This window comes from Paraburkholderia lacunae, assembly GCF_003353175.1.
GTDB lineage: Bacteria > Pseudomonadota > Gammaproteobacteria > Burkholderiales > Burkholderiaceae > Paraburkholderia > Paraburkholderia lacunae.
The window spans coordinates 301,872-325,300 of record NZ_QHKS01000004.1 but is presented as its reverse complement, the minus strand read 5'-3'; the positions used below and the strand labels follow the sequence as shown (position 1 = coordinate 325,300).

At 62.5% G+C, this 23,429-nt stretch carries 22 protein-coding genes; 11 read left to right on the top strand and 11 right to left on the bottom strand.

Annotated features, from left to right (window positions below):
* Window positions 1-287 precede the first annotated feature (287 nt).
* Complete coding sequence (lra1, locus tag DLM46_RS08150; protein ID WP_115100244.1) at window positions 288-1,070, top strand: L-rhamnose 1-dehydrogenase Lra1; 783 nt, start codon at window positions 288-290, stop codon at window positions 1,068-1,070.
* A gap of 21 nt (window positions 1,071-1,091) precedes the next feature.
* On the opposite strand, the gene DLM46_RS08145 is transcribed toward lra1, so the two are convergent.
* Window positions 1,092-2,090, bottom strand: coding sequence for a LysR family transcriptional regulator (locus DLM46_RS08145; protein ID WP_115100243.1), 999 nt, complete (start codon window positions 2,088-2,090; stop codon window positions 1,092-1,094).
* Between the two features lie 131 nt (window positions 2,091-2,221).
* Here DLM46_RS08145 and rhaM point away from each other — a divergent pair, with 131 nt between their 5' ends.
* The 6 genes from rhaM (at window position 2,222) to rhaS (ending at window position 8,280) form a co-directional block, all read left to right on the top strand.
* On the top strand, window positions 2,222-2,545 hold the full coding sequence (gene rhaM / locus DLM46_RS08140; RefSeq protein WP_115100242.1) for an L-rhamnose mutarotase: 324 nt from the start codon (window positions 2,222-2,224) through the stop codon (window positions 2,543-2,545).
* A gap of 39 nt (window positions 2,546-2,584) precedes the next feature.
* Complete coding sequence (locus DLM46_RS08135; RefSeq protein WP_115100241.1) at window positions 2,585-3,478, top strand: amidohydrolase family protein; 894 nt, start codon at window positions 2,585-2,587, stop codon at window positions 3,476-3,478.
* 64 nt (window positions 3,479-3,542) lie between these two features.
* On the top strand, window positions 3,543-5,126 hold the full coding sequence (locus DLM46_RS08130) for a sugar ABC transporter ATP-binding protein (RefSeq protein ID WP_115100240.1): 1,584 nt from the start codon (window positions 3,543-3,545) through the stop codon (window positions 5,124-5,126).
* Window positions 5,123-6,181 carry an ABC transporter permease gene (locus DLM46_RS08125; protein ID WP_115100239.1) on the top strand — a complete coding sequence of 353 codons (1,059 nt, stop codon included), beginning with the start codon at window positions 5,123-5,125 and terminating at the stop codon, window positions 6,179-6,181. The genes DLM46_RS08130 and DLM46_RS08125 overlap by 4 nt, the downstream gene beginning before the upstream one ends.
* Window positions 6,174-7,190 (top strand): ABC transporter permease, encoded by a 1,017-nt coding sequence (locus tag DLM46_RS08120; protein WP_115100238.1) that lies wholly within the window; start codon window positions 6,174-6,176, stop codon window positions 7,188-7,190. Before DLM46_RS08125 ends, DLM46_RS08120 begins: the two co-directional genes overlap by 8 nt.
* 82 nt (window positions 7,191-7,272) lie before the next feature.
* Entirely contained in the window at window positions 7,273-8,280 is a 1,008-nt protein-coding gene (rhaS, locus tag DLM46_RS08115) for a rhamnose ABC transporter substrate-binding protein (RefSeq protein WP_115100237.1), read from the top strand.
* Window positions 8,281-8,321: 41 nt separating this feature from the next.
* Here rhaS and DLM46_RS08110 read toward each other — a convergent pair whose 3' ends face one another.
* The 7 genes from DLM46_RS08110 to DLM46_RS08080 all read right to left on the bottom strand — a co-directional run bounded on the left by DLM46_RS08110 (window position 8,322) and on the right by DLM46_RS08080 (window position 16,914).
* Entirely contained in the window at window positions 8,322-9,419 is a 1,098-nt protein-coding gene (locus DLM46_RS08110) for a CmpA/NrtA family ABC transporter substrate-binding protein (protein ID WP_115100236.1), read from the bottom strand.
* Between the two features lie 10 nt (window positions 9,420-9,429).
* On the bottom strand, window positions 9,430-10,005 hold the full coding sequence (locus DLM46_RS08105; RefSeq protein ID WP_115100235.1) for an ANTAR domain-containing response regulator: 576 nt from the start codon (window positions 10,003-10,005) through the stop codon (window positions 9,430-9,432).
* Between the two features lie 433 nt (window positions 10,006-10,438).
* Window positions 10,439-12,235: a tetratricopeptide repeat protein gene (locus tag DLM46_RS08100; RefSeq protein ID WP_115100234.1), complete on the bottom strand. Its 1,797-nt coding sequence runs from the start codon at window positions 12,233-12,235 to the stop codon at window positions 10,439-10,441.
* Window positions 12,236-12,340: 105 nt separating this feature from the next.
* A complete protein-coding gene (locus DLM46_RS08095; protein ID WP_165847927.1) occupies window positions 12,341-14,434 on the bottom strand; it encodes a S8 family serine peptidase in 2,094 nt (697 codons plus the stop codon).
* Window positions 14,435-15,345: 911 nt separating this feature from the next.
* Window positions 15,346-15,621: a translation initiation factor IF-1 gene (gene infA / locus DLM46_RS08090; protein ID WP_115100232.1), complete on the bottom strand. Its 276-nt coding sequence runs from the start codon at window positions 15,619-15,621 to the stop codon at window positions 15,346-15,348.
* A gap of 138 nt (window positions 15,622-15,759) precedes the next feature.
* A complete protein-coding gene (locus DLM46_RS08085; protein ID WP_115100326.1) occupies window positions 15,760-16,041 on the bottom strand; it encodes a hypothetical protein in 282 nt (93 codons plus the stop codon).
* Window positions 16,042-16,695: 654 nt separating this feature from the next.
* Window positions 16,696-16,914 carry a hypothetical protein gene (locus tag DLM46_RS08080; protein ID WP_115100325.1) on the bottom strand — a complete coding sequence of 73 codons (219 nt, stop codon included), beginning with the start codon at window positions 16,912-16,914 and terminating at the stop codon, window positions 16,696-16,698.
* A 322-nt stretch (window positions 16,915-17,236) separates the two neighbouring features.
* On the opposite strand from DLM46_RS08080, the gene DLM46_RS08075 reads away from it, so the two are divergent.
* The 3 genes from DLM46_RS08075 (at window position 17,237) to DLM46_RS08065 (ending at window position 18,408) form a co-directional block, all read left to right on the top strand.
* The gene (locus DLM46_RS08075; RefSeq protein ID WP_115100324.1) at window positions 17,237-17,881 is read left to right on the top strand and encodes a helix-turn-helix transcriptional regulator; all 645 of its coding nucleotides are present in this window, start codon (window positions 17,237-17,239) and stop codon (window positions 17,879-17,881) included.
* A gap of 79 nt (window positions 17,882-17,960) precedes the next feature.
* Window positions 17,961-18,155 carry a DUF1653 domain-containing protein gene (locus tag DLM46_RS08070; protein ID WP_115100231.1) on the top strand — a complete coding sequence of 65 codons (195 nt, stop codon included), beginning with the start codon at window positions 17,961-17,963 and terminating at the stop codon, window positions 18,153-18,155.
* A gap of 58 nt (window positions 18,156-18,213) precedes the next feature.
* On the top strand, window positions 18,214-18,408 hold the full coding sequence (locus DLM46_RS08065) for a YqaE/Pmp3 family membrane protein (RefSeq protein WP_115100230.1): 195 nt from the start codon (window positions 18,214-18,216) through the stop codon (window positions 18,406-18,408).
* Between the two features lie 85 nt (window positions 18,409-18,493).
* Here the strand turns inward: DLM46_RS08065 and DLM46_RS08060 are convergent, their stop codons facing one another.
* Together DLM46_RS08060 and DLM46_RS08055 are read right to left on the bottom strand one after the other, a co-directional pair.
* A complete protein-coding gene (locus tag DLM46_RS08060) occupies window positions 18,494-18,802 on the bottom strand; it encodes a 2Fe-2S iron-sulfur cluster-binding protein (RefSeq protein WP_115100229.1) in 309 nt (102 codons plus the stop codon).
* Between the two features lie 105 nt (window positions 18,803-18,907).
* Window positions 18,908-20,872: a sigma-54-dependent Fis family transcriptional regulator gene (locus tag DLM46_RS08055; RefSeq protein ID WP_115100228.1), complete on the bottom strand. Its 1,965-nt coding sequence runs from the start codon at window positions 20,870-20,872 to the stop codon at window positions 18,908-18,910.
* Window positions 20,873-21,336: 464 nt separating this feature from the next.
* Here DLM46_RS08055 and DLM46_RS08050 point away from each other — a divergent pair, with 464 nt between their 5' ends.
* On the top strand, window positions 21,337-21,627 hold the full coding sequence (locus DLM46_RS08050) for a DUF1488 family protein (RefSeq protein WP_115100227.1): 291 nt from the start codon (window positions 21,337-21,339) through the stop codon (window positions 21,625-21,627).
* Window positions 21,628-22,077: 450 nt separating this feature from the next.
* Here the strand turns inward: DLM46_RS08050 and DLM46_RS08040 are convergent, their stop codons facing one another.
* Window positions 22,078-23,379: an NCS2 family permease gene (locus tag DLM46_RS08040; protein WP_115100226.1), complete on the bottom strand. Its 1,302-nt coding sequence runs from the start codon at window positions 23,377-23,379 to the stop codon at window positions 22,078-22,080.
* Window positions 23,380-23,429 lie beyond the last annotated feature (50 nt).

Below are 23,429 nucleotides of genomic sequence, written 5' to 3'. Positions count from 1 at the left end.
TTGATCGCTCATGAACGGTCAAGCACCGTGTTGATCGATGGGATCGGAGTAAGTGCTCTGCATGGGGCCGGAGTAAGTGCTAAAGCGCTAACTCCGACCGACAGCTAAAGCGCTAACTCCGGTCGACAGCTTTGCATGGGACCGGAGTAAGTGCTCTGCATGGGGCCGGAGTAAGTGCTAAAGCACTAACTCCGACCGACAGCTAAAGCGCTAACTCCGGTCGACAGCTTTGCATGGGACCGGAATAAGCGCTAAAGCGCTAACTCCGGTCGACAAAGGAGAATGACGTGCTGCTCAAGGACAAGGTCGTAATCGTCACCGGCGGCTCGCGTGGCATCGGCCGCGCGATAGCCGTTGCGTGCGCAAGCGAAGGCGCGGATGTGGCGATCAACTACTGGGGCGACAACGACGCATCATACGGGCGCCGTTCCGCCGTCGAAGAAGTAGTCGGCGAAATCGAGGCACTAGGGCGGCGCGTGATTGCGATCGAGGGCAACGTCGCCGCGCGCGAGACCGGTCAGCAACTCGTGCGCCGTACCGTCGAAGCATTCGGCAAAGTCGACGTGCTCGCCAGCAACGCGGGCATCTGTCCGTTCCATACGTTTCTCGACATGCCGCCTGAAGTATTGGAGTCGACAGTGGCGGTCAATCTGAACGGCGCGTTTTATGTCACCCAGGCGGCGGCGCAGCAGATGAAAGCGCAAGGCACGGGCGGCGCGATCGTCGCGACGAGTTCGATTAGCGCATTGGTGGGCGGCGGCATGCAAACCCACTACACGCCGACCAAAGCAGGCGTGCATTCGTTGATGCAATCGTGCGCGATCGCTTTGGGGCCATACGGAATCCGCTGCAATTCGGTGATGCCGGGCACGATCGCGACCGACCTGAACGCAGAAGACCTCGCCGACGAAGCGAAGAAAGCCTACTTCGAGAAACGCATCCCGCTCGGCAGATTGGGCCGTCCGGAAGACGTCGCCGATTGCGTGGTGTTCCTCGCGTCCGATCGCGCGCGCTATGTGACCGGCGCCGCGTTGCTGGTGGACGGCGGTCTGTTCGTCAATTTGCAGTGACGCGCGACGCCGATGCCAATGTCAATTGACCGGTGCGAACGCGCTGACGGAACCCGGCGAGGAGGAGGCGGAGCCGTCGCGCGCGAGATTGCGCGAAAAACCGCGCAACAGATCGATGAAACGCAGCGCCGGTTCGGCAAGAGCTTCTTCCTTGCGCGTGAGAATGCCGAAGCCGGCGAGGCTCTTGCCGATTTCGAGCGGCAGCGCAACCAGCAGCTTGCCGCGCAGATGATCGCGCACGACCGACTCCGGCAGCATCGCCACGGCATCGTAGTTTTCCAGCAACTGAAGGGTAGCGAAGATCGATGCGCATTCGGTCAGGTTCACGGGCGTGGCGAGCCCCGCGCGCGCGAGTTCCTCTTCGAACAGAACACGTGCCGGACTGGTGAGCGGTTGCGCGACCCACGGCCAGTCGATCAGTTCACGCAAGGTGATGGAAGCGCGCTGCGCCAGCGGATGCACCGAACGCACGACCAGCAGCAAAGTCTCGCGCGCGAGCGGCTCGAAACCGAAATCGTTGTGTTGCAGCGGACTGGTCAGGCGCCCAAGCGCCAGATCGACTTCGCGGCGATGCAGCAATTGCACGACCTGATCGCTGGTTTCGCCGAGAATGCGCACGTTCAGCAACGGGCTTTCGGTTTTCAGCGCGGCGACCGCCATGGCCAGCAGATCGGGCGCGGCGCCCATGATCGCGCCGACGGTCAACTGGCCGTGTCCGCCGCGACGTTTGACCTCGAGGTCTTCGGCGAAACGGGTCAATTCGGCCAGCGCGCGCCTTGCGTAAGCGAGCGTGACGACGCCGAGCGGAGTAGGTGTCATGCCGCGCGCGTTGCGCTCGAACAGCAGGAAGCCGAGCGCTTCTTCGATATCGCCGAGCATGCGGCTCGCGCTGGGTTGCGCGACGTTGACCGCCTCGGCGGCCTGGTGGAGATTGCGCGCGTCGTCGAGCGCGACGAGCAGCGCGAGGTGCTTGAACTTGAGCCGATTGACGAGGGCGACGGCAGCTGAGTGTTGGCTCATGGTTCCGGTGCGATTCGGTTTCTGGATCGCCCAATCCCAACAACGGATTGAGATGCTATCGACGCAGGAATTATAGTCGCTTCAGACGCTTCGCCAGGAAAGCGCCCGAAGACGATGGGAGACAGGCCGCAATGGAAACAATCGCTTTCCGGATGGTGCTCAACCCCGGCATGCGCGAGGAATACGAACGGCGTCACGCGCAAATCTGGCCCGAGCTGGTTGACGCATTGCACAACGCGGGCGTGCGCGACTATCGGATCTTCTTCGACGCGGACTCGCACTATCTCTTCGCCGTTCTGACCCGCAACACGAATCATCGAATGGACGAGCTGCCGCAACTCGACGTGATGCGTAAATGGTGGGACTACATGGCCGACATCATGCAGACGGCCCCCGATCACACGCCGCTTCAACAACCGCTAGAGCTGGTCTTTCATCTGAGTTCGCTGAGCTGAGATTACTGACTTTTTCCAACAGAAGGCGGAGGGTGTCGCATGCAGGTCGTCGATTCGCATGTCCATCTGTGGGATCTGAAAACGCATCGCTATCCCTGGCTGGAGAATCCGGGCGTGTCGTTCGTGGGCGACGCTCGCGAGTTGAAGCACGACTATCTGCTTACCGATTTGCTCAGCGAAGCAGGGGATATCGACGTGCTGAAACTGGTGCACGTCGAAGCGAATCACGATCCCGCCGCTCCGGTCGAGGAAACGCGCTGGTTGCAGTCGATCGCGGATCGCGCCGAATCGCGCGGCATGCCGGATGCGATCGTCGCGGCCGTGGACCTGGCGGCACCGAACGCGCCACAGGTGCTCGAAGCGCATGCGGCGTTCGCCAATACGCGCGGCGTGCGGCAGATCCTGAACGTGCACGAAAACAAGCTGTTCGATTACGTCGGCCGTCATTTCATGCGCGAGCCGCAGTGGCGCGCGCATTTTGGGTTGCTGCGCCGTCACGACATGTCGTTCGATCTGCAACTGTATCCGTCGCAGATGGAAGAGGCGGCTGCGTTGGCGCGCTCGCATGGCGACACGCTCTTTATCGTCAACCATGCGGGGATGTTCGTGGATCGCGACAGTGTGGCCGGTTATCGCGCATGGCGTGACGGCATGCGTTTGCTGGCGGGTTGCAGGAATGTCGCGGTGAAGATCAGCGGACTGGCGATGTTCGATCATCAGTGGACTGTCGAAAGCTTGCGGCCTTATGTGCTGGAAACGATCGATACGTTCGGCGTGGAACGCGCGATGTTCGCGTCGAACTTTCCGGTCGATCGCCTGTTCGGTTCGTACGCGGATTTGTGGCACGCGTATGCGTCGATCGTGGGCGGCGCGAGCGCAGCGGAGAAAGCCGCGCTGTTCTGCCGGAACGCGGAGCGTTTCTATCGCATCTGAGCATCCGAGCATCCGAGCATCTGAAGAAAGCCTCACCCAGTGAGCACAAAGAAGGAGACACGCAGTGCAGCAACCGACATCCGCGGTGCCCAGGCTCGAACTGCGGCATGCGAGCAAATCTTTCGGCCGGGTCCGCGCGCTATCCGACGGCGATCTCGCGCTATGGCCGGGCGAAGTGCATGCGCTGCTCGGCGAAAACGGCGCGGGCAAATCGACGGTAGTCAAGATTCTCGCGGGCGTATATCAACCGGACACCGGCGAGCTTCTGATCGACGGCGTTGCGCGCCGCTTTGCAACGCCGGCTGAAGCGCGCGATGCAGGCCTCGCGGTCATCTATCAGGAACCGACGCTGTTCTTCGATCTGTCGATTGCGGAAAACATCTTTATGGGGCGGCAGCCGGTCGATCGGCTCGGCCGCATTCAATACGACGCGATGCGCCGCGAGGTGGACGGCCTGCTGGGCTCGCTCGGTGTCGATTTGCGCGCCGACCAACTGGTGCGTGGTTTGTCGATTGCGGATCAGCAGGTGATCGAAATTGCCAAGGCGTTGTCGTTGAACGCGAACGTGCTGATCATGGATGAGCCGACCGCCGCGTTATCGCTGCCGGAAGTCGAGCGGCTCTTTGCGATCGTGCGCAAGCTGCGCGAGCGCGAGGTGGCGATTCTGTTCATCACGCATCGGCTCGATGAAGTGTTTACGCTGACGCAACGCGTGACGATCATGCGCGACGGCGCCAAAGTGTTCGACGCGCTCACGGCGGACCTCACGACCGAGGCGATCGTCGCGAAGATGGTTGGCCGCGATCTGGAGACTTTCTATCCGAAGGCGGATCGTCCGCCTGGCGAAGTGCGCTTGTCGGTGCGCGGCCTCACGCGCGTGGGTGTGTTCAAGGACATTTCGTTCGACGTCCGCGCTGGCGAGATCGTCGCGCTGGCGGGCCTGGTGGGCGCAGGCCGCAGCGAAGTGGCGCGGGCGATCTTCGGCATCGATTCGCTCGACGCCGGCGAAATCTGGATCGGCGGCCAGCGTCTTACGGCGGGCCGGCCCGCCGAGGCCGTGCGAGCCGGTCTTGCGCTGGTGCCGGAAGATCGCCGGCAGCAAGGTCTCGCGCTGGAGTTGAGCATCGCGCGCAATGCATCGATGACAGTGCTCGGGCGGCTCGTCAAACATGGTCTCATCTCCGCGCGCAGCGAGACGCAACTGGCGGATCGATGGGGCACGCGCTTGCGCCTCAAAGCCGGTGACCCGAATGCGCCGGTCGGCACGCTATCCGGCGGCAATCAGCAAAAGGTCGTGCTCGGCAAGTGGCTCGCGACTGACCCGAAAGTGTTGATCATCGACGAACCCACGCGCGGCATCGACGTCGGCGCCAAGGCCGAAGTGTATGGCGCGCTCGCCGAACTGGTGCGCGACGGCATGGCGGTGCTGATGATTTCGAGCGAATTGCCCGAGGTGCTGGGCATGGCCGATCGCGTGCTGGTGATGCACGAGGGACGTATCAGCGCGGATATAGCGCGCGCCGAGGCCGACGAAGAGCGCGTCATGGGCGCCGCGCTCGGCCAACCGCTTCCGCCTTTGGGGCACGCCCCGAAGGAAGTCCCCCGCCCCGAAGGACGTCCCCTTGGGGGATTGGGGGGCGCCGCATGATGCGCCATTCCTCCACCCATCCGGTGCCGGTCCAGGCGAGCGTCGCGAAGCGCTCGAACGGCAATGCCGGCGGCTTCCTCGCGAGTCTCGCCAGGAGCCGCGAGACGACGCTGTTCGTCGTGCTCATCCTGCTGATCGCCGGCACCGGGCTAGCGAAGCCGCAGTTCCTCAATCTGCAAAATCTGCGTGACGTGCTGCTGAACGTGTCGATCATCAGTCTGCTGACGGCAGGCATGACGGTGGTGATCCTGATGCGGCATATCGATCTGTCGGTGGGATCGACGGTCGGCATCAGCGCCTATACGGTCGGCAGTCTGTATGTCGCGTTTCCCCATATGCCAGTGATCGTAGCTCTGCTTGCGGGCCTGGCGATCGGCTTGGTGGCGGGCGGCATCAATGCGCTGCTGGTTGCCGTGGGACGCGTGCCCTCGCTGGTGGCGACGCTCTCCACGCTCTACATCTTTCGCGGCGCCGATTATGCGTGGGTGCACGGCGGACAGATCAACGCGACCAGTTTGCCCGACGCGTTTTCCCGTCTCGCGACCGGCGCTTTTCTGGGCATACCGACGCTCGCGCTGATCGCCGTCGTCGTGCTGGCCGGCCTCTCCGTGTATCTGAAACAGTTTCGCGGCGGCCGCGAACACTATGCAATCGGCTCGAACCCCGAAGCTGCGCGGCTTGCCGGCGTGAACGTCGAGCGTCGCATGATGGCGGGTTTTCTGTTGTCCGGCGCAATCGCCGGGTTCGCGGGCGCGCTGTGGCTTGCGCGTTTCGGCACCGTCGATGCGAGCACCGCGAAGGGTATCGAATTGCAGGTGGTGGCGGCAGCGGTGGTGGGCAGCGTGGCGATTACCGGAGGCGTTGGCACGATTCTCGGCGCGACGCTCGGCGCGCTCGTACTCGGCGTGATCAGCATCGCGCTCGTCGTCTTGCACGTGTCGCCATTCTGGGAGCAGGCGATCGAAGGCGCGTTGATCGTCGCCGCGATTGCCGCCGATACCTTGCTGGCCCGTTCCGTCGCCAAACGCATGATGAGGAAACGCGATCATGGCTAAACCCGATTCCGCGCGGCTCACGCGCAAACGCGAAACGCCGCTGCAATGGGAAGTATTGCTGGTGATCGTGCTGGTTTTGTCGCTCGCGCTTGGAAGGTTCCTGTCACCCGTGTTTCTGACCGGCGCCAATCTGAGCAACGTTTTGGCGGATCTGACCGAGATCGCGCTGATGGCGTTGCCGATGACGCTGATTATCGTCGCGGCGGAAGTCGATCTTTCGGTGGCGTCGGTGCTGGGTGCATCCAGTGCGTTGACGGGCGTGCTCTGGCATATGGGCTTGCCGATGCCGGTGGTGATCGTGCTCGTATTGGTTGCCGGCGCGCTTGCCGGCCTGCTCAACGGCCTCGTGATCGTCAAGCTCAATCTGCCTTCGCTCGCGGTCACGATCGGCACGTTGGCGCTGTTTCGCGGGCTTGCGTATGTGCTGCTCGGCGACCAGGCGGTCGCGGATTTTCCAGCGGCTTATACGGCGTTCGGCATGGATACCGTGGGCGCGACCTTCATTCCGTTGCCGTTTTCGATCGTGATCGCCGCGGCGGTGCTGTTTACCGTCCTGCTGCAATCCACTGCGTTTGGCCGCAGCCTGTATGCCATCGGCGCGAATCCGATCGCCGCGGCTTTCTCGGGCATCGAAGTGGCGAAGATCAGGCTGCGCCTGTTCGTGCTGTCCGGCGCGATGAGCGCGTTGGCGGGCGTCGTCTATACGCTGCGCTTTACCAGTGCGCGCGGCGACAACGGCGAAGGCTTCGAGTTGTCGGTGATCGCGGCCGTGCTGTTCGGCGGCGTGAGTATTTTCGGCGGACGCGGCTCGATGATCGGCGTCCTGCTCTCGCTGCTGATCATCGGCGTGCTGAAAAACGCACTGACGCTCGACGACGTGTCGAGCGAAACGCTCACGATCGTCACGGGCGTGCTGCTGCTGGCATCGGTGCTGATTCCCAATCTGGCCGCCCGCTGGCGCGCGGCGCGCGACCGGCGTTTCATCGCGAAGTCCACGTCTTCCTTATAACTTCCCCGTAAAAACTGTCTGCAAGAGAAGTTACCGACAACCCGGACAGCATCTCGTCCAACGACAAAGCAGGAGACACTTCATGTTCAAATCTCTACGTCACACCGTCACGGCCGCGCTCTGCGTCGCTCTGGTGACTATCAGTTGCGCGGCGTCGGCTGCGGGTCTGAAAAACGGGCTCAAGATCGCTTTCGTGCCGAAGCAGATCAACAACCCCTATGAAGTGATCGCCGATGACGGCGGCATGGCGGCGATCAAGGAATTCAGCGGCGTGGGCAAGGTAGTGGGCCCCTCGGATGCGGGTGCCTCGTCGCAAGTGCAGTACATCAATACGTTGATCACGCAACGGCAGGACGCGATAGTGATCGCCGCGAACGATGCCAACGCGGTCGTGCCGTATCTGAAGAAAGCCATGTCGCAGGGCATCAAGGTCGTGACCTTCGACTCGGACACGGCGCCCGAAGGCCGGCAACTGTTCGTCAACCAGGCGAACGCGGAGGGCATCGGCCGTGGCCAGATTCAACTGGTGTCGAAGCTGATGGGCGGCGAGGGCGAGTTCGCGGTGCTGTCGGCCACGCCTAACGCGACCAATCAGAACACATGGATCAAATGGATGCAGGAGGAACTGAAAAAGCCCGAGTACTCGAAGATCAAGCTCGTCAAAATCGCCTATGGCAACGACGATGATCAGAAGTCATTCGTCGAAACGCAGGGCTTGTTGCAGGCATATCCGAATCTGAAGGCGATTGTCGCGCCGACTACGGTCGGCATTGCGGCGGCGGCGCGTTATATATCGAGCTCGTCGAGCAAGGGTAAGGTGGCGGTAACCGGTCTGGGCACACCGAACCAGATGCGTGCGTTCGTCAAGAACGGCACGGTCAAGGCGTTCCAGCTGTGGGATCCGAACCAGCTCGGTTATCTGGCTGCTTATGCTGCGGCGAACCTGTCTTCCGGTGCGATAAGCGGCAAAGAAGGTGAATCGTTCGATGCCGGCAAGCTCGGCAAGCGCACGATCGGGCCGCAAGGCGAAATCATTCTCGGACCGCCCACCACGTTCGACGCGAGCAACATCGACAACTTCAATTTCTGACCCGCCAGGATCGCCGCGCCCATCGAGCGCGGCGTCACATGCTACGCGTGGCCGTCGATGGGTTTCGGCGCAACCCCTTCGCCCGGCACCGCTACGCCGACGCGTGCGGCGGCCTCGCAATACAACTGCGTCTGATTGACCTTCGCCGCAATCTCCGCGTAATCCGCGCGCCTATCGATCATTCCCCAGCGCTCGAACTGCGTGAGAAACCACGCGCCCTCTATCGCGTGCGGATGATTCACCGTGCCGTTGTCGAAGAACCGGACCGGCAGACGCCGCGGTGTTGCAGCTGCAATCTCATTGCCGAGCCGTGCCGCAATCAACGCCTCGTCGATACCGATGAATTCGGGCCGTGCGAGCCAGCGCGCGATCTCCGCACGATGTCCGGCGCCGTCGAGCCAGCGGCACGCTTCCAGCATCGTCTGCACGAGTGCTCTCGCTGCATTCGGATTGGCGCTGACGAAATCGCGCCGGCATGCCAGCACCTTCTCCGGATGGTCGGGCCAAACCTCGCTCGTATAAGCGACCGTGCGGCCGACGCCTTCGGCTTCGGCCATGGCATTCCACGGCTCGCCGACACACAAGCCGTCGAGCTTGTCTTCGGCGAGCGCGGCGACCATTTGCGGCGGCGGAATCACGACGCTTTCGATGTCGCGCAACGGATGCACGTCTTGCGAGGCGAGCCAGTGGTACAGCCACATGGCATGCGTGCCGGTGGGGAAGGTCTGCGCGAACACCGGTTTGCGGCCGAGGGTCGCCAAAGCCTTCGGCAAGGTGCCATGTTCCGCCAATGCATCCGCGAGACCATTCGACAGCGTGATCGCCTGGCCGTTGCGATTGAGCACCATCAGCACGGCCATGTCCGTTCGCGGACCGCCCAGGCCTAGCTGCACGCCGTAGACGAGACCGTAGAGCGCGTGAGCGGCGTCGAGGTCGCCGGAGAGCAGCTTGTCGCGCACGGCGGCCCACGATGGCTGACGGCATAGCTCCAGCGTCAAACCATGTGCGTGACCGAATTCGAGCAGCTTCGCGGCGACGAGCGGCGCGGCATCGGACAGCGACACGAAGCCGAGGCGCAAATGCGTTTTCTCGAGCCGGGCAGGCGCGGACGCCGAGGTGAGGGGAGCAGGAGAGTTCATGAGCAGCGCTTCATTTGTGCGAGTCTGCCGCTGCAACGATGGCGCGCGCGACCTCGGCGAGTTTGACACCCTGGTTCATCGCTCGCTTGCGCAGGTTGGCGTAGGCAGCGTGTTCGGTGATTTTCTGCTGATCCATCAGCAGGCGTTTGGCGCGGTCGATCAGCTTGCGTTCGGCGAGTTCGTTTTCGACTTGCGCGAGACGCTCGCGCAACTGGGATTCCTGCGCGAAACGCGCGAGCGCGACTTCGAGAATCGGCGCGAGCCGCTCCGTCTCGAGGCCTTCGACGAGATAAGCGGTCACGCCCGCGCCGACCGCATCGCGAATCAGTTGCTGGTTCGCGTCGTGACTGAACATCAGCACCGGGCGCGGCGCGGTGGCGTTCATCACGGCGAGTTGTTCGAGCGTGTCGCGCGACGGCGATTCCGTATCGATGATGATCACATCGGGCCGTTCGCTTTCGACCACGCGATGCAGCGCCTGTGGCGTCGCGGTGCCGGCGAGCATGTCGTAGCCGAGCCGCGCGAGGGCATCGCGCAGATCGCCTATGGGCTTATCGGTATCGGTGACGAGCAGGACGCGCAGCATGAGTGTGGCTTATCGGACCGCCGCAGGTGTGGGGCCCGCTACGGCGAAGTCGAACGTCGTTGTTCGACAAATTATGTGCTTAAGCGCGCAAGCGTGTGCGTGGCGGGCCAGCGAATCGTATCGTAGGGAGAAGCCGGAACAATCGTGGCTTCATCGTGTCCTGCCTCGTTGCAGGACGAAACGATTAAGCAACGGCTGTGCCAGAATAGGCGCGGCTGATAAAGGCTAGGCGAATCATAGCGTTGCCGGAGCGGCGTACGGAACCGGCTGCACTCTGACGGGGCACGGCATCGCTATGCACCGAACCGGCGCATGGCGTGAGTCGCCATGCGATGACGAAGTAGAGTGCGAAGCGCTGCGAGAGGCACGGCGGGAAGTACGGCAAGAAGCACGACGGGAAGCGCGGCGAGAAGCACCGCGGCGTGCCGGTGAATCACGCGTCAAACCATTTCGACAATTCACTGCGGACTTCTTCGATTACCGGGTCCCACTTGCCCAGTTCCTGTTGCCGGAATAACCGCATCGACGGATACCAGGGGCTGTCGGTTCTATCGGTGAGCCATCGCCAATCCGAGCAGGCGGGGATGAGTACCCAAACAGGCAGTCCAGCCGCACCCGCCAGATGAGCGACTGAGGTATCGACCGTGATGAGCAGATCGAGTGAGTGAAGAATCGCGAGCGTATCCGTGAAGTCATTGATTGCGGGTCCCAGCGTGTGCAAATCATATTCATTCGCCAGACCTTTGCTTTCATGCTCATGCTCGCCCTTCTGCACGGAATACCAGCTCACCTCATGGAGCGCAAAAAGTGGCTTAAGTGCTTCGAGGCGGATGGACCGGTAACGGTCCAGAACGTGGTATGGGCCGCCCGCCCAAACAACACCAATGCGTCTGCGTTGACGAGGCATTCCGGGCGGCGACATGGCGTCGATGCAAGCCGCCCAATGCCGCATCTTTTCCGGCCTTGCGGCGAGATAGGGCATGACGATGGGGAGCATCGGCAGATCGAGTTTCATGTGCTCAGGCATTCGTAACATATGACACCAGTAGTGATAGGGGCCGGACGGCAACCTGGTCAATACGTTGCGCACGCCTGTCATGCTGGCGGCCAGTTCTGCGACTGGCTCGCTGACCAGCACATCCACCGTTGCGCCTTGCCGATGCAGCCATTCAGCGAATCTGATGAACTGTATTTCGTCGCCGCGCCCTTGCTCGCCCACCAGCAGGAATTGGCAGCCGGCAACCGGTTCGCCTTTCCACTCGCGAAAGCTGGGACAAACTAGTTCCGTTCTCTTATCAAGGAGTTCGTAAAACCATCTGTATCGCTTCCAGCCTTCTTCGAATTCGCCGAGGGCAAGTTGCACGCCCGCGAGGTGGAGTTGCATGTAAGGGTTGTCCGGCAGAAGCCGCGCGGCTTCCATGCTGTATGGTCGGCTTTCGGCGGTTTTGCCGCTTATGCTAAGCGCCCGGGCCGCGTTGTGATACAGGAGGGGATGGCGTGGATCGATGGCGAGTCCCTGCCTCGCTACGCTGAGCGCCTCGCTGAAACGGTCGTGTGTGTTCAATACGAACGACAGCGATTTGAGTGCTGCAGCATTGTCGGCAAAACGGGTTCTTATCTCTGTGAGCGTGCTCGCCAGTTGACTGGGGCGGCCGGCTTTTGCCAGTGCCGCAATCAGATCGAGCCCGTCTTGCAGGCTGGACGGGGCGAGCTCCCACGCGCGTAGCCAATAGTGCGCAGCGTCTTCGATCGCCCCGAGTTCCGTGCTGATCCGTGCCATTGCACGAATGGCGTGATGCAATGCCGGGTCGATTTCAACGGCGTGTCGATAGTGCTCCATGGCCGCACTCAGGCGGCCGGACAGCCGTAAGCAGTCGGCGAGATTCCTGTGCAGACTGACAGTGCCGCCCGCCAGTCCGATCGCGCAGCGATAGCACCGTTCGGCCTCTGCATAGTCATGCTTTAGCGCTGCCAGCAGTCCCGCGTGTTCATACAGTTCCGCCCGATCAGGGGCCGCTTGCACCGCCAGTTTCAGATACTCGCGTGCCTGTTCGAATTCGTTCTGATGGACGCAGACGAGTCCAATCCGGTGCAGTGCGTGCGCATCGCGCGGGCGCAAGGCCAACACGTTCTGGTAACCGCTCATCGCGTCGCTGAAGCGCTGAATGGAGAAATGCGCGTCCGCCTGCGCAACAAGCGCGTTCGCGCCATCGCTATCGATAGGTGACATAGGCGTTGCAAGGAATTCGTTGAATGTCGATGCGCTCCGGCCGGTGGATGGCGCCGGAAAGTGTGCCCCTGTGACCGTAGCTGCGGCACGGGGGCACACCGCTGGCTAACTGTCTGGATCCTGGTACGGCCAGGTCACCTTGTACTTGATGGAAATGCCGTTAAGCGGAGTGCGGGTGGTCACCATGGCGTAATAAGTCCCGGGGGCAGGCCACATGAGTTTGCAGATGGCGGCACTGCCCGCCGACATGACGGATGTACAGTCGGGCTGGACCATGGAAGCCGTGCCGCCTTTGACAGACAGCGTTGCAACCTGGCCGGGTGCGTCCGGTGAAAGGGTAAACGTCAGATACTTCACGTTCGTGGGGACCTTCAGGCTATGAATCGGGCTTCGTACGACCGTGCCCGAGAAGTACAGAACCTCGGAGGGTTGCAGTCCAATTCGCAGCCCATACTGATAGTCGTTGATGTCCGTAACAAGAAGGGGCTTGACCTCAACCGGGCGTGTCACCTTGCTGACGGCCCCATTGATATCGGTCACGGTGAGGGTAACTTCATAGGTCCCGGGCTGTTCGAAGTCGATCTCGGGATTGACGGATTGCGTGAAGAGCGCGTCGCCACTGCCGCTACCGTAATTCCATGCCCATGACTTGATGGGTGCGCCTCTGGCACTCGACAGGTCCGTGCATGAAATGTGCATCAGGTTCGGACTTTGCGAGCATTTGAAATCCGCTGCCGCTGGAATCTTTCCGGACCTGGCGGCAGCAACAGCCGCGTTAGCGTCCAGAATGCCGGGACCGATGGGGCGATCCGGCTGGCCGCTGGGAAACGGTTGAACATGCTGTGCGAGCAGCGTCCGCATTTCCGCCGAGGTCAGGGGCGTGGGCGCCACGGATTGAACAAGCGCGGCGACTCCGCTCACCATCGGCGCCGCCATCGACGTGCCCGACATGTATGAATAGCGCTCGGTGCCCGGTGCTGCTGTCCCGTCGTTGTAGGTAGACCAGATCGAGTCGCCGGGCGCGGCAACGTCGACAATCGGACCGAAGTTCGAGCGAACCCACCTCAAACCGCCGCGATGGGTCGCGCCCACACTGATTACGCCTGGGCAATTGGCTGGTGAAAAATTCGTTGCGCTAGCATGATCGTTGCCCGCGGCCGCGGTAACAACGGCGCCGCGACGGACTGCGTAGTCAATGGCGTTCCGAAAAGTCGTTTCACAGGAGCCGGACCCGCCAAGACTTATATTGATGACCTTCGCCGGATACGAATTCGCCGGGACGCCCGGAACAGTCCCGCCGGCGGCCCACACAATGCCGTCGGCAATATCGGACGTGTAGCCTCGTCCGCAGGCGTTCAAGACACGAACCGGGACGATTTTCGCTGCGGGGGCCACGCCGGCTATCCCGACGCCGTTATTCGTCTGCGCTGCCGCAATGCCCGCTACGTGCGTGCCGTGCCACAGGACTGAGCATTTCTCCGTGGTGATGCCCGGGTTCATGCCGTTGCCGCCGCGGGGATTGGTGGTGAAGTCGTACCCAGGCAGGTAGTTGGCATTCAGGTCGCTGTGGCTGGTGACACCGTTGTCGACCACGGCGATTACAGAGCCGGCACCGTTAGCGTTATCCCAGGCGCCCTCCGCGCGTATTCCTGCGGTTGTGGTGCCGGGTTTCAGGTTGGAGGTCAGGCCCCACTGCATGCCGTATTCCGGATCGTTCGGAACCATCAGGACGGACATTTCCGTGTCGGGTTCCACGTATTCGACGTTCGGGTCCGATGCGATAGCGCGCATGAAAGCCCTGGCGTCCTTGCCGTTCAGCTTGCGCTCAGTCGTCACTACGTCGGAGCCGACGCCCGTTCGGCGGACATGACGAGCCTTCGCGGGAAAGGCACCTGCCAGCCGGTCGAGTCTCGACTGGACCGATAAAGTTGATCCGCGTTCCGACGTGCCGTTTCTGTACTTGATAATGAAGCGGTCAACGGAGGCATCCGGTGACAAACCGCTCGTATTCATTTTCAGCGACATTGACAGCGGAACGGTGCTCGACGCCGCCGCCAATGCCGCCATCTTTTCAACCGTCGGCGTTGTTCCGGCAGCCGTGTCGCTGCCGATGTCTCCACCACATGCTGCGAGCGCCAGCGAAAGGGATAGACAGGCTGCGCCGGCAAGCACGCGGCGCGCTGTTACTTTCGGCTGCAACCCACTGATTCCTGTACCGGCTTTGCAGGCATCATCCCGCGTGCCCCGACATCTCTCTTTTTGCATATTTCTTGTACGACATATAGAAATGATTGCCCCTGTTTTTATCTGGTAGTCGTAGTGCGGCCATCAGCCTCGATAGTGATCCGCGCGCCAATCTTTACTCTTTCGGCGCTGACTATGTTTCTGTTGTTTTAAGAATCCTAATTAACAGCTATCCGCGACAGCGGCGAAATGCGTTGCCTTGCGCAGTTGGGAGTCAGCCCATTACGTCTTTGTGATCGTTGTATGTAGCTTGTAACTTTAATAAGAGAATAAATAGCCTGACTGGTTTAAGCAATCGGCGATCTCTATTTGTTCGTCGGATAACTTACTCAATGCGTAAGGCTATCGACGTGCTCGGTCACAGCGCGCCGCGGTCGACGCGCGCCGCTTGCGCCACGGCGAACAAGTCATCGTTTGCGTCGGACGCACAGCGGGTCAAGCTCGATTCATCGAAGCGCTCGCCGCAAGTGACCTGTAAGCGGCGCTGAGGGCAATGCATGGGCATCTTGTCGAAACTGGACGAGCGCGTGGTCGAACAGGCGCGCAGGAGCGCCGCAGGAGAGGATCCCGTTGCGGTATTCGGCGTGTAAAAAGGCGGGGTAGTGCGGACGGGGGCGCAACGCCCGCTAGAGGTAAAAAAAACGCAACTCACGCGATGCCGCGGCGCGCCGCTCAGGCCGGATTCGAAGTCTTCATCGAAGTCGAAATCCTCGAGCCAAGCCGGAGAAGGCGCGCGAAGGGCTTCGCGAACAACTGGCAGCAATCACCGCGCAATCGTCACGCGGCAACCGCTCGGAAAGCGGTCGGAAACAAATCTGAAAGCTATAAGAAAGCAGTCGGAATGCGCGGTCAGCGTACCGCCGACATCAACGACGGCGGAATTGCGAACTGCGGGCAGCGCCGCCGCCACCGCTGGCGCGCTCGTCCTTGTGGCGGAAATTGATCCGGCCTTTGGTCAGATCGTAAACCGACAGTTCCAGCGTCACGCGGTCGCCCGCGAGGATACGGATGTGGTTCTTGCGCATGCGTCCGGACGCGTAAGCGCCAACCACGACGCCGTTGTCGAGCGTCACGCGGTAACGGCTATCCGGAAGTACTTCGTCGACGATACCGTCAAGTTCAAGCAGTTCTTCTTTCGCCATGCATAACTCCTGGTCGATGGGATAAATGGGGGTTGGCCGATCGGCGTTGCCGGACGGCACAACATTCAATTCGTATGACGGAAGGCTCGTGAGCGTCCCGCCGTGCGGCAACGGCAGCGAAGGCGCTGACGTTGCCGCTCAAAGATCGGCGACCGACTGGCCGTCGATACGGCCGTCGATCAACTGCTCGGCGTGCGCCATGCACGCAATGCGTGCCTTGCCCGTGCCGTCGAACGGAAACAGATACTGCAGGCGGAACACACGGCCGTCGGCTGCCGGATTGGCGCCGACGCGGCAAATGCGCACCGATGCGTCGTAGCCCGCGTCCGGATTGCGGCCCGTCTGCGCGTCGGTCGGGCGGCGCGGATAGACGAGCGGGTGAATTTCGTAACCCTTGTAGGTCTTGACAGCTGAATTCATGAAGCACATGTCCTGTATTACGTGGCTGCCGTGTCACGCGTGTTACGTGCGGTACGGCAGGCCGGGCAGCGCTGCGCCCTGGGGCGCGCCGCCATGGAAAAAGTTGGCACAGGCCCGATGGCAAGGGCTTGAGCGCGGCCGCGCAAAATCGCGGATTCGATGGAGAAGAAACACGCTGATGTCGCGCAGACATCGGGCGCGTAAAAGCTGAACAACTCAGCTGCACAACTCGCGACGGCGAATGCATGCGGCGCATTGCCGGAGTGACGGGATCGCCGACAGGCGGCGGTCGAACAGTCGGGGCTGGTGCGGAGAAGCCGATTTGAGACTGCGGTGCAACAGATGCGGGATACAGCTATTGCAATATGATGCCCTAAATGGGGCTAATTGGATAGCGAAAAGTTCCGCGCAAGGGCACGCCGCCCAGCCGACGGGGCTTTGGGCGGGGAAGACCGTCCGCGTGCGGCGCGCCGGCGGATCACCGGCAGGCCGTCAGCAGGATGGTGGTTTGCCGGCAGGTCGACAGCGGCATGGCCTGGTGGTTTGCCGGCAGGCCGTCAGCGGCATGGCCTGGTGGCCTGGTTGAGGCGGTGGCGGGCGGCAGTGGCGATGAAGCGGCAGGGCGGTGGTGGCAACGAAGCGGCAGGGCGGCGCTCAGCGGGAGGTTTCGGCAACGCGCTTCTGCAACTCGCGCGACGCCGCGAGCGGAATGCGCGCGTCATCCCAGCCGGCCAGCCATTCGACTTCCTTCGACGTAAAAATCTGCCCGTGATTGCGCAGCGTGTATTGCAGCGAATCGATGATGTGATTGCGAATGATTTCCGGCGTGCCTTTGTCATCGAGCACGGCGCGGAACGCTTCGAGCGTGGCCATCTGTTGCTCCGTGAAATAGATGGTTCTTTTATCGCACGAAAAAAAATCGCCCGCCAAGCGGACAAAATTCGCCGCGTGCCGGCGCGCTCACACCGGATTGTGGCCGGACACGAACCATCGCCCGCGATAGCGCGGATCGCGGCGCTTGCGCAATACCGCCGCGGTCGCCGCCGCGGATCGGGGTGGCTACAATGGCGAGCTGACGTGCCGGGCCGGCCGACCTTGTCGGGCCGGGCCGGTCTGCTGGCTTTAACCTCGGCGCTCCCGTATCGGCTCACCGGTGCGCAGCGGCGCCGCCTACCTCGACGACCGCGATTTCCCAATGCGCAAGACCAAAGTCTCTGCTGTGAAAGACCTGCTGCTGGACCGCTACGCACCCATCGCGGACGGCATCGCCGCGCTGTTCTATCCGTGCGCCGAAGTCGTGATTCACGACCTGCAAGACCAGACCATCGCCTACCTCGTGAACAATCTGTCGAAGCTGGAAGTCGGCGGCCCCTCGGTGCTCGAAGAAATCCACTTCGCGGCGCGCGGCCGGACCATCGGGCCGTACGAAAAGCTCAATTGGGACGGGCGGCGCATGCGCTGCGTGAGCAACATCCTGTTCGACGACGAAGGCAAGCCTGCCGGCATGCTGTGCGTCAACTTCAATATCGCCGTGTTCGAAGACGTGCGCTCGACGCTCGATCTGTTCATCAAGGGCGGCAATCTGACGGACGCGCCCGCGCAAGAGCTGTTTCGCGACGACTGGCAGGACCGCATCAACACGTTTTTGCACGGCTGGCTGCGCGAGCGGCAAATCGGCATCAATGCGCTCACGCGCGAACACAAGCGGGAGATCGTCGAGGCGTTGCACGCGCAAGGCGCGTTTCGTGGCCGCAGTTCCGCGAACTACGTGGCCGCGGTGCTGACAATGGGACGCGCGACCGTCTACAAGATTCTGAAGCAGATGAAAGAGGGCGGCTGAGTGGGCTGGGCGCAAGCGGCAATTGCGGCCGGCAGACGCTGAAGCAGGCGCCGAGGTTTTCAATTCAAGGAGGATTCGAATGGCGCGTTACCGGCACTACAAAGGCGGTATTTACGAACTGCTTTGCGAGGCTACGCTGGAGTCCGACCCGACGGTCACCATGATCGTCTACAAGGCCAGCAATGGTACGATCTGGACGCGTCCGGCTTCGGTATTTTTCGAGCTGGTCGAGCACGACGGCGGCAAGGTGCCGCGCTTTGCGCCGATCGATTGACAGGTCTGCTCACGCGAATACGCGCGTGCCGGGTCGAATAAAAAAACAGGAAATCTGAATGCGTCTATTGCTCGCCATCATTCTGCCGTGGTTTCAGTTCTTCACGATCGGCCGTCCGTTTGCCGGGATCATCTGCCTGATCTTGCAGATCACGTTGATCGGCTGGATTCCGGCCGCAATCTGGTCGGTGTACGCGCTCAGCCAGTACAACACCGACAAGAAAATCGAACGGGCGATGGGCGGCCGGCGTTAAGGCCAGCGTTGGAGTTGGCGCCGGCTTTCGCCGTCGCGCTCGTGGATGCCGGTGCCGCGGGAGCGGGCCGGCGCGACGCATGTCTTTAGCGCGCCGGCGTTTCGACCGCGTCGGGCGCTTCGATTACCACATCGGTTTGCGCGATGGCCACGCACGGCAGGATATAGCCTTCCGCTTTTTCCTCGCGGCTTAGACCCGGCCATTCGATCGTGTAGCGCACACGTCCCGCGGTCATTTTGCAGAGGCACGTGCGGCAAGTTCCGTTGCGGCACGAGCGCGGCAGGCGCAGGTTGGCGAAACCGGCGGCTTCGAGGATCGTCAGCGAGTCGGGCGCTTCGAAGGTCTGGCCGAGCGGTTCGACACGAACGAGATGCGGGCGGGTAAGGTCGGACATCGTGTGGAGCGGTGACGGATTGCGCCACACTTTACACGGTGCGAGCGACGCTCACCCTGCGCCCGTCACGCTCACACTCAATCCACACGCGTCGCTGTTGCGCTTTCAGTGCGTGCTGGCACGCCTCAGGTAGCGGTATACCGTATTGCGCGCGAGCCCGAGTTCACGGGCTGCCGCCGACACGTTGCCGTCGAGCCGCGCGAGCGTCTGCGCGATCAACGTGGCCTGCCAGTCCTCCATGCGGGCGGGCGTCGCCGCGGCAGGCTCGCTGATGCCGTTGCACGGAACCGATGCGGGCGGTTTCGAGATGCCGTCGGGCTCGGCCTCGATGCAGTCCTGCAGGAAGTCTTCCGGCAAATCTTCGAGTTCGATCTGCTGTGCGCCTTCGGCCATGATGCTCGCGGTGCGCAGCACGTTCGCCAGTTGCCGCAGATTGCCCGGCCAGCGGCATTGCACAAAGCGCGCGAGCACGGCCTCGGATACGCGTCGCGGCAAGCGTTCGTGATCGGGCTGCAACGCCAGCATGCGCGTGACGAGCGCCGCCAGATCGGTGCGATCGCGCAGCGCCGGCAAGGTCACGACGAGTCCGTTGATCCGGTAATACAGGTCCTCGCGGAAGGTGCCGGCTTCGATCATCGCGCGCAGGTTGCGGTGGGTGGCGCAGACGATGCGCAGGTCGACCGGAATCGCCCTCGTGCCGCCGAGCGGCACGACGGTGCGCTCCTGCAGCACCCGCATCAGCCGCACTTGTTGCGCGAGAGGCATGTCGCCGATCTCGTCGAGAAACAGCGTGCCGCCATCGGCCTGCACGATCTTGCCGACGCTGCCGCGTTTCTTGGCGCCGGTGAACGCCCCGTCTTCATAACCGAACAACTCCGCTTCGATCAGCGTTTCCGGCAACGACGCGCAATTCAGCGCGACGAAGGGCGCGGCCCGGCGCGGCGAATCGTGATGGATCGCGCGGGCGAGCCATTCCTTGCCGGTGCCGGTCTTGCCGAGCACCAGAACCGGAATATCGCGACCGCGCAGCTTCGCGACCCGACGCAAGATCGCGGCGACTTGCGCGTCGCCGGTGTCGAGTGTTTCGAGCGTTGCCAGAGGTGCGGGTTCGCACGGACGGGCGCTGGATCGCGTTGCGGCCGAAACCGCGATACGCGACGAGGCCGCGAAGCCGTCGGCCGGCGCGAAGTAGCGCGGCGCCGTAAATTCGCCGCGCGCCACCACGCGCACGCCGCTTGGCAGCGTGAGTACGATGCTCTCGCCCGGCGCGCGGCTTGTCTGCTGCAGCGGCGTGGCGAAGGCGATGCCGAACAGCGCGTCGAACGGCTGCCGTTGCAGCTCGGCGAGCGGCCGGCCGAACTGAAACAGCGCACTGCGATTGGCCGACAGAAACGTGCCATCCGGCGCGAACGCGGCGAGCCCTTCAAACAGCGTGCCGATGAATTCCGCACGCGCATGAAAGTGGATACGGATCGAGTCCGCGAATTGATTGGAGAACAGATGATTTTCGATCATCTGCGCCGACATCCGCACGAGCGCCAGCGTGTGCTTGTGAAAGCCGCGTGTGTCGCCGCTCACGTCGAGTGCGCCGATGGTGCGCCCGAATGGGTCTGCGATGGGCGCGCACGAGCAGGTGAGAATCCGGTTGGCATGCAGAAAGTGTTCCTCGGCATGCACGACGGTGGGTTGGCTGTCGACCAGCGCCGTGCCGATGGCGTTCGTCCCGCGATCCGCCTCCGCCCAGGAAACGCCGGGACATAGGGCGACGCGATTGGCTTTTTCGACGAAGTCGCTATCGCCGAGACTGTGCAGGATGACCCCGTGATTGTCGGTCAGGACCACCATGCTTTGGGTATCGACAATCTGTGCGTGGAGCGTCTCCATGACCGGGAGAGCGTGGGTATAGAGTGACTGGTTCCGATCGACGAGCTCACGCAGCGCGGGCCGGCGCAGCGGATGAAAGTCCGGCGTTTCCGACGCGCGCAGACCGAGTTCGATCGAGCGCGCGTGAGCTTGCGCGATGACATCCGGCCGACCGGCAATGGGCGGCGAGGCAGGGCGATGGATCAAGGCATGTCTCCGGTTATACGGACACGGCGGGTACGTTGCCCGCCGTTGTCGTTGCGCAGCGCAACATAAGCTGCGATGGCTGAACCCTGATATTACACAGGACGAAGCGCAGGACGAAGCGCCGACCGCGCCGCGCGGAAAAATAACGGGGCAGCACGCTCATAGGCGAATCGCAAATCGAGGAAAGGCCAGAAACAGCCGGGTTACGCGCAGCAAAAACCGCCCTATAAAGCCGGAAAATCAGACAAAAAAAGGAAAAACTTGCACCACGCTACAACTCGTCTAAAGTGAATCCAATCACCTCCGCGAGGCGCGAACTGCGCCATTGACGCTTGGGGGTGACAGGCCCGCGCCATCGGCATCCGAAAAGGAGGGAAAGCAAGGCAAAAAGCGCGACTCCGTCTGACTAGCGTGCGCAGCACCCAACCATGAATGTGCGGCACTAACCATTTAGGTGACCTCCCATGCAGATCCTATTCCCGAACGAATCCCCTGAATATTCAGGGCGTGAACTTACCTTGGCGTTCCCGGCGATGGTCGATGGAGAGAGGGTGGAGTGCATGATCACCGCCGAGGCACTTGAGGACCATTTCGGCGCCGCATCGCCGCGCATCGAGGACATGATCGGCGCATTCGACGCGCACCGGGCCCGCATCGAGGCGGCCACGCGGCGTCTGCTGTCGGAGACGAGAGCGCAATGCCTGATCCTGCGCAGCGGCTACGTGCGTTTTTACGAAGCAAACTGGCGCAACTGAAGGAAGACGCGCCGACTGGCTGAAAAGCAGAGAAGAAAGCCGCGCTAACCGAACCAGGGCAACTCACGCAAACCCAGGGCGCGGCGCCAGCAAAACCAGGCTGCAGCGGCCGTTCACGCACGGCTGCGCGCGTACCCTCGCGTGGTCACGCACACGCGCGAAGAAACCATCAAACCATCCGCCGCAGCGTCCGATACTTGGACGCCATGTGATGCGCAAGCGCCGCAAGCGCATGCACGCCGATCACCCAATAAAACGCGTTGCCGAGTCACTCATGCGCTGTTCTTGGCAAGGGCGGCGCAATCGGATCCACGCTGCGAGCCTGCGCGCTGCGCTGCGAGCCTCCGTGCCGCGTCGCGGGAATGCGCATCGCGCTGCGAGCCTCTGCACCGCGCCGCGAGCCTGCGCACCGCGTCGCGAGCCTTCGTGCCGCGCCGCGAGCCCTCGCGTTCACTCGCTGCCGAGGTAGAAATAGCGAAACAGGAAGATCGCCGCGATGATCCACACCACCAGCTTGACCTTGCGCGCCTGCCCCGTCAGCAGTTTCAGCCCGGCGTAGGAGATAAAGCCGAACGCGACGCCATTGGCGATCGAGTAGGTGAACGGCATCAGCAGCGCGGTGAGCGCGGCCGGCACGACTTCGGTGGCGTCGTCCCACGGCAGGTCGAGCATTTCGCGCAGCATCAGGCACGACACGTACAGCAGCGCCGGCGCCGTCGCATAGCCGGGCACCACGCCCGCCAGCGGCGCGAAAAACAGCGCCGCGAGAAACAGCACGGCGACTGTGATCGCCGTCACGCCGGTGCGCCCGCCTGCCTGCACGCCCGACGCGCTTTCGATGTATGCCGTGGTCGATGAGGTGCCGAGCATCGAGCCGGCGAGAATCGCCGTGCTGTCGGCGAGCAGCGCGCGATTGAGCCGGTGCATCTTGCCTTCGACCAGCAGGCCGGCACGGTTGGCCACGCCCATCAGCGTACCGGTTGCGTCGAACAGCTCGACGAGGAAGAACACGAGGATCACGTTCAGCACGCCGGTGGAGAGCGCGCCGCGAATGTCGAGCTGGAACAGCGTCGGCGCGATCGACGGCGGCACGGAGACGACGCCGTGAAACTGATTGCCGCCGAAGAAAAAGCTCAGCACCGTCACCCCGACGATGCCGATCAGGATCGCGCCGCGCACCCGCAGATAGTCGAGCGTGACGATCGCGAAGAAGCCGACGATGGCGAGAATCACATGCGGGTTGTGCAGGTCGCCGAGCGTGACGAGTGTGGCCGGATTGCCGACCACCACGCCGGCCGTCTTCAGCGAAATGATCGCCAGGAAGAGCCCGATGCCGCCCGTGATCGCGATGCGGATCGAATGCGGAATCCCGTTGACGATCACTTCGCGCACGCGAATCAGCGTGACGATCAGGAACAGGCACCCGGAGATGAACACCGCGCCGAGCGCGGCTTGCCAGGGGAAGCCCATGCCTTTGACCACCGTGTACGCAAAGTACGCGTTCAGGCCCATGCCGGGCGCGAGCGCGATCGGATAGTTCGCGTAGAGGCCCATGATCAGCGAGGCCAGCGCGGCCACGATGCAGGTCGCGACGAACACCGCTTCTTTCGGCATGCCGGCGTCGCCGAGAATCGCCGGGTTGACGAAGATGATGTAGGCCATCGTCAGGAAGGTGGTCAGCCCGGCCAGCACTTCAGTGCGGACGTTGGTGCCGGCGGCGTCGAGCCCGAAGTAGCGATTTATCGAGTCCATGAGGCGCGTCTCTCGTCGTTTCAAAAGTGATTGTTGTTGGGGCGTGCGAT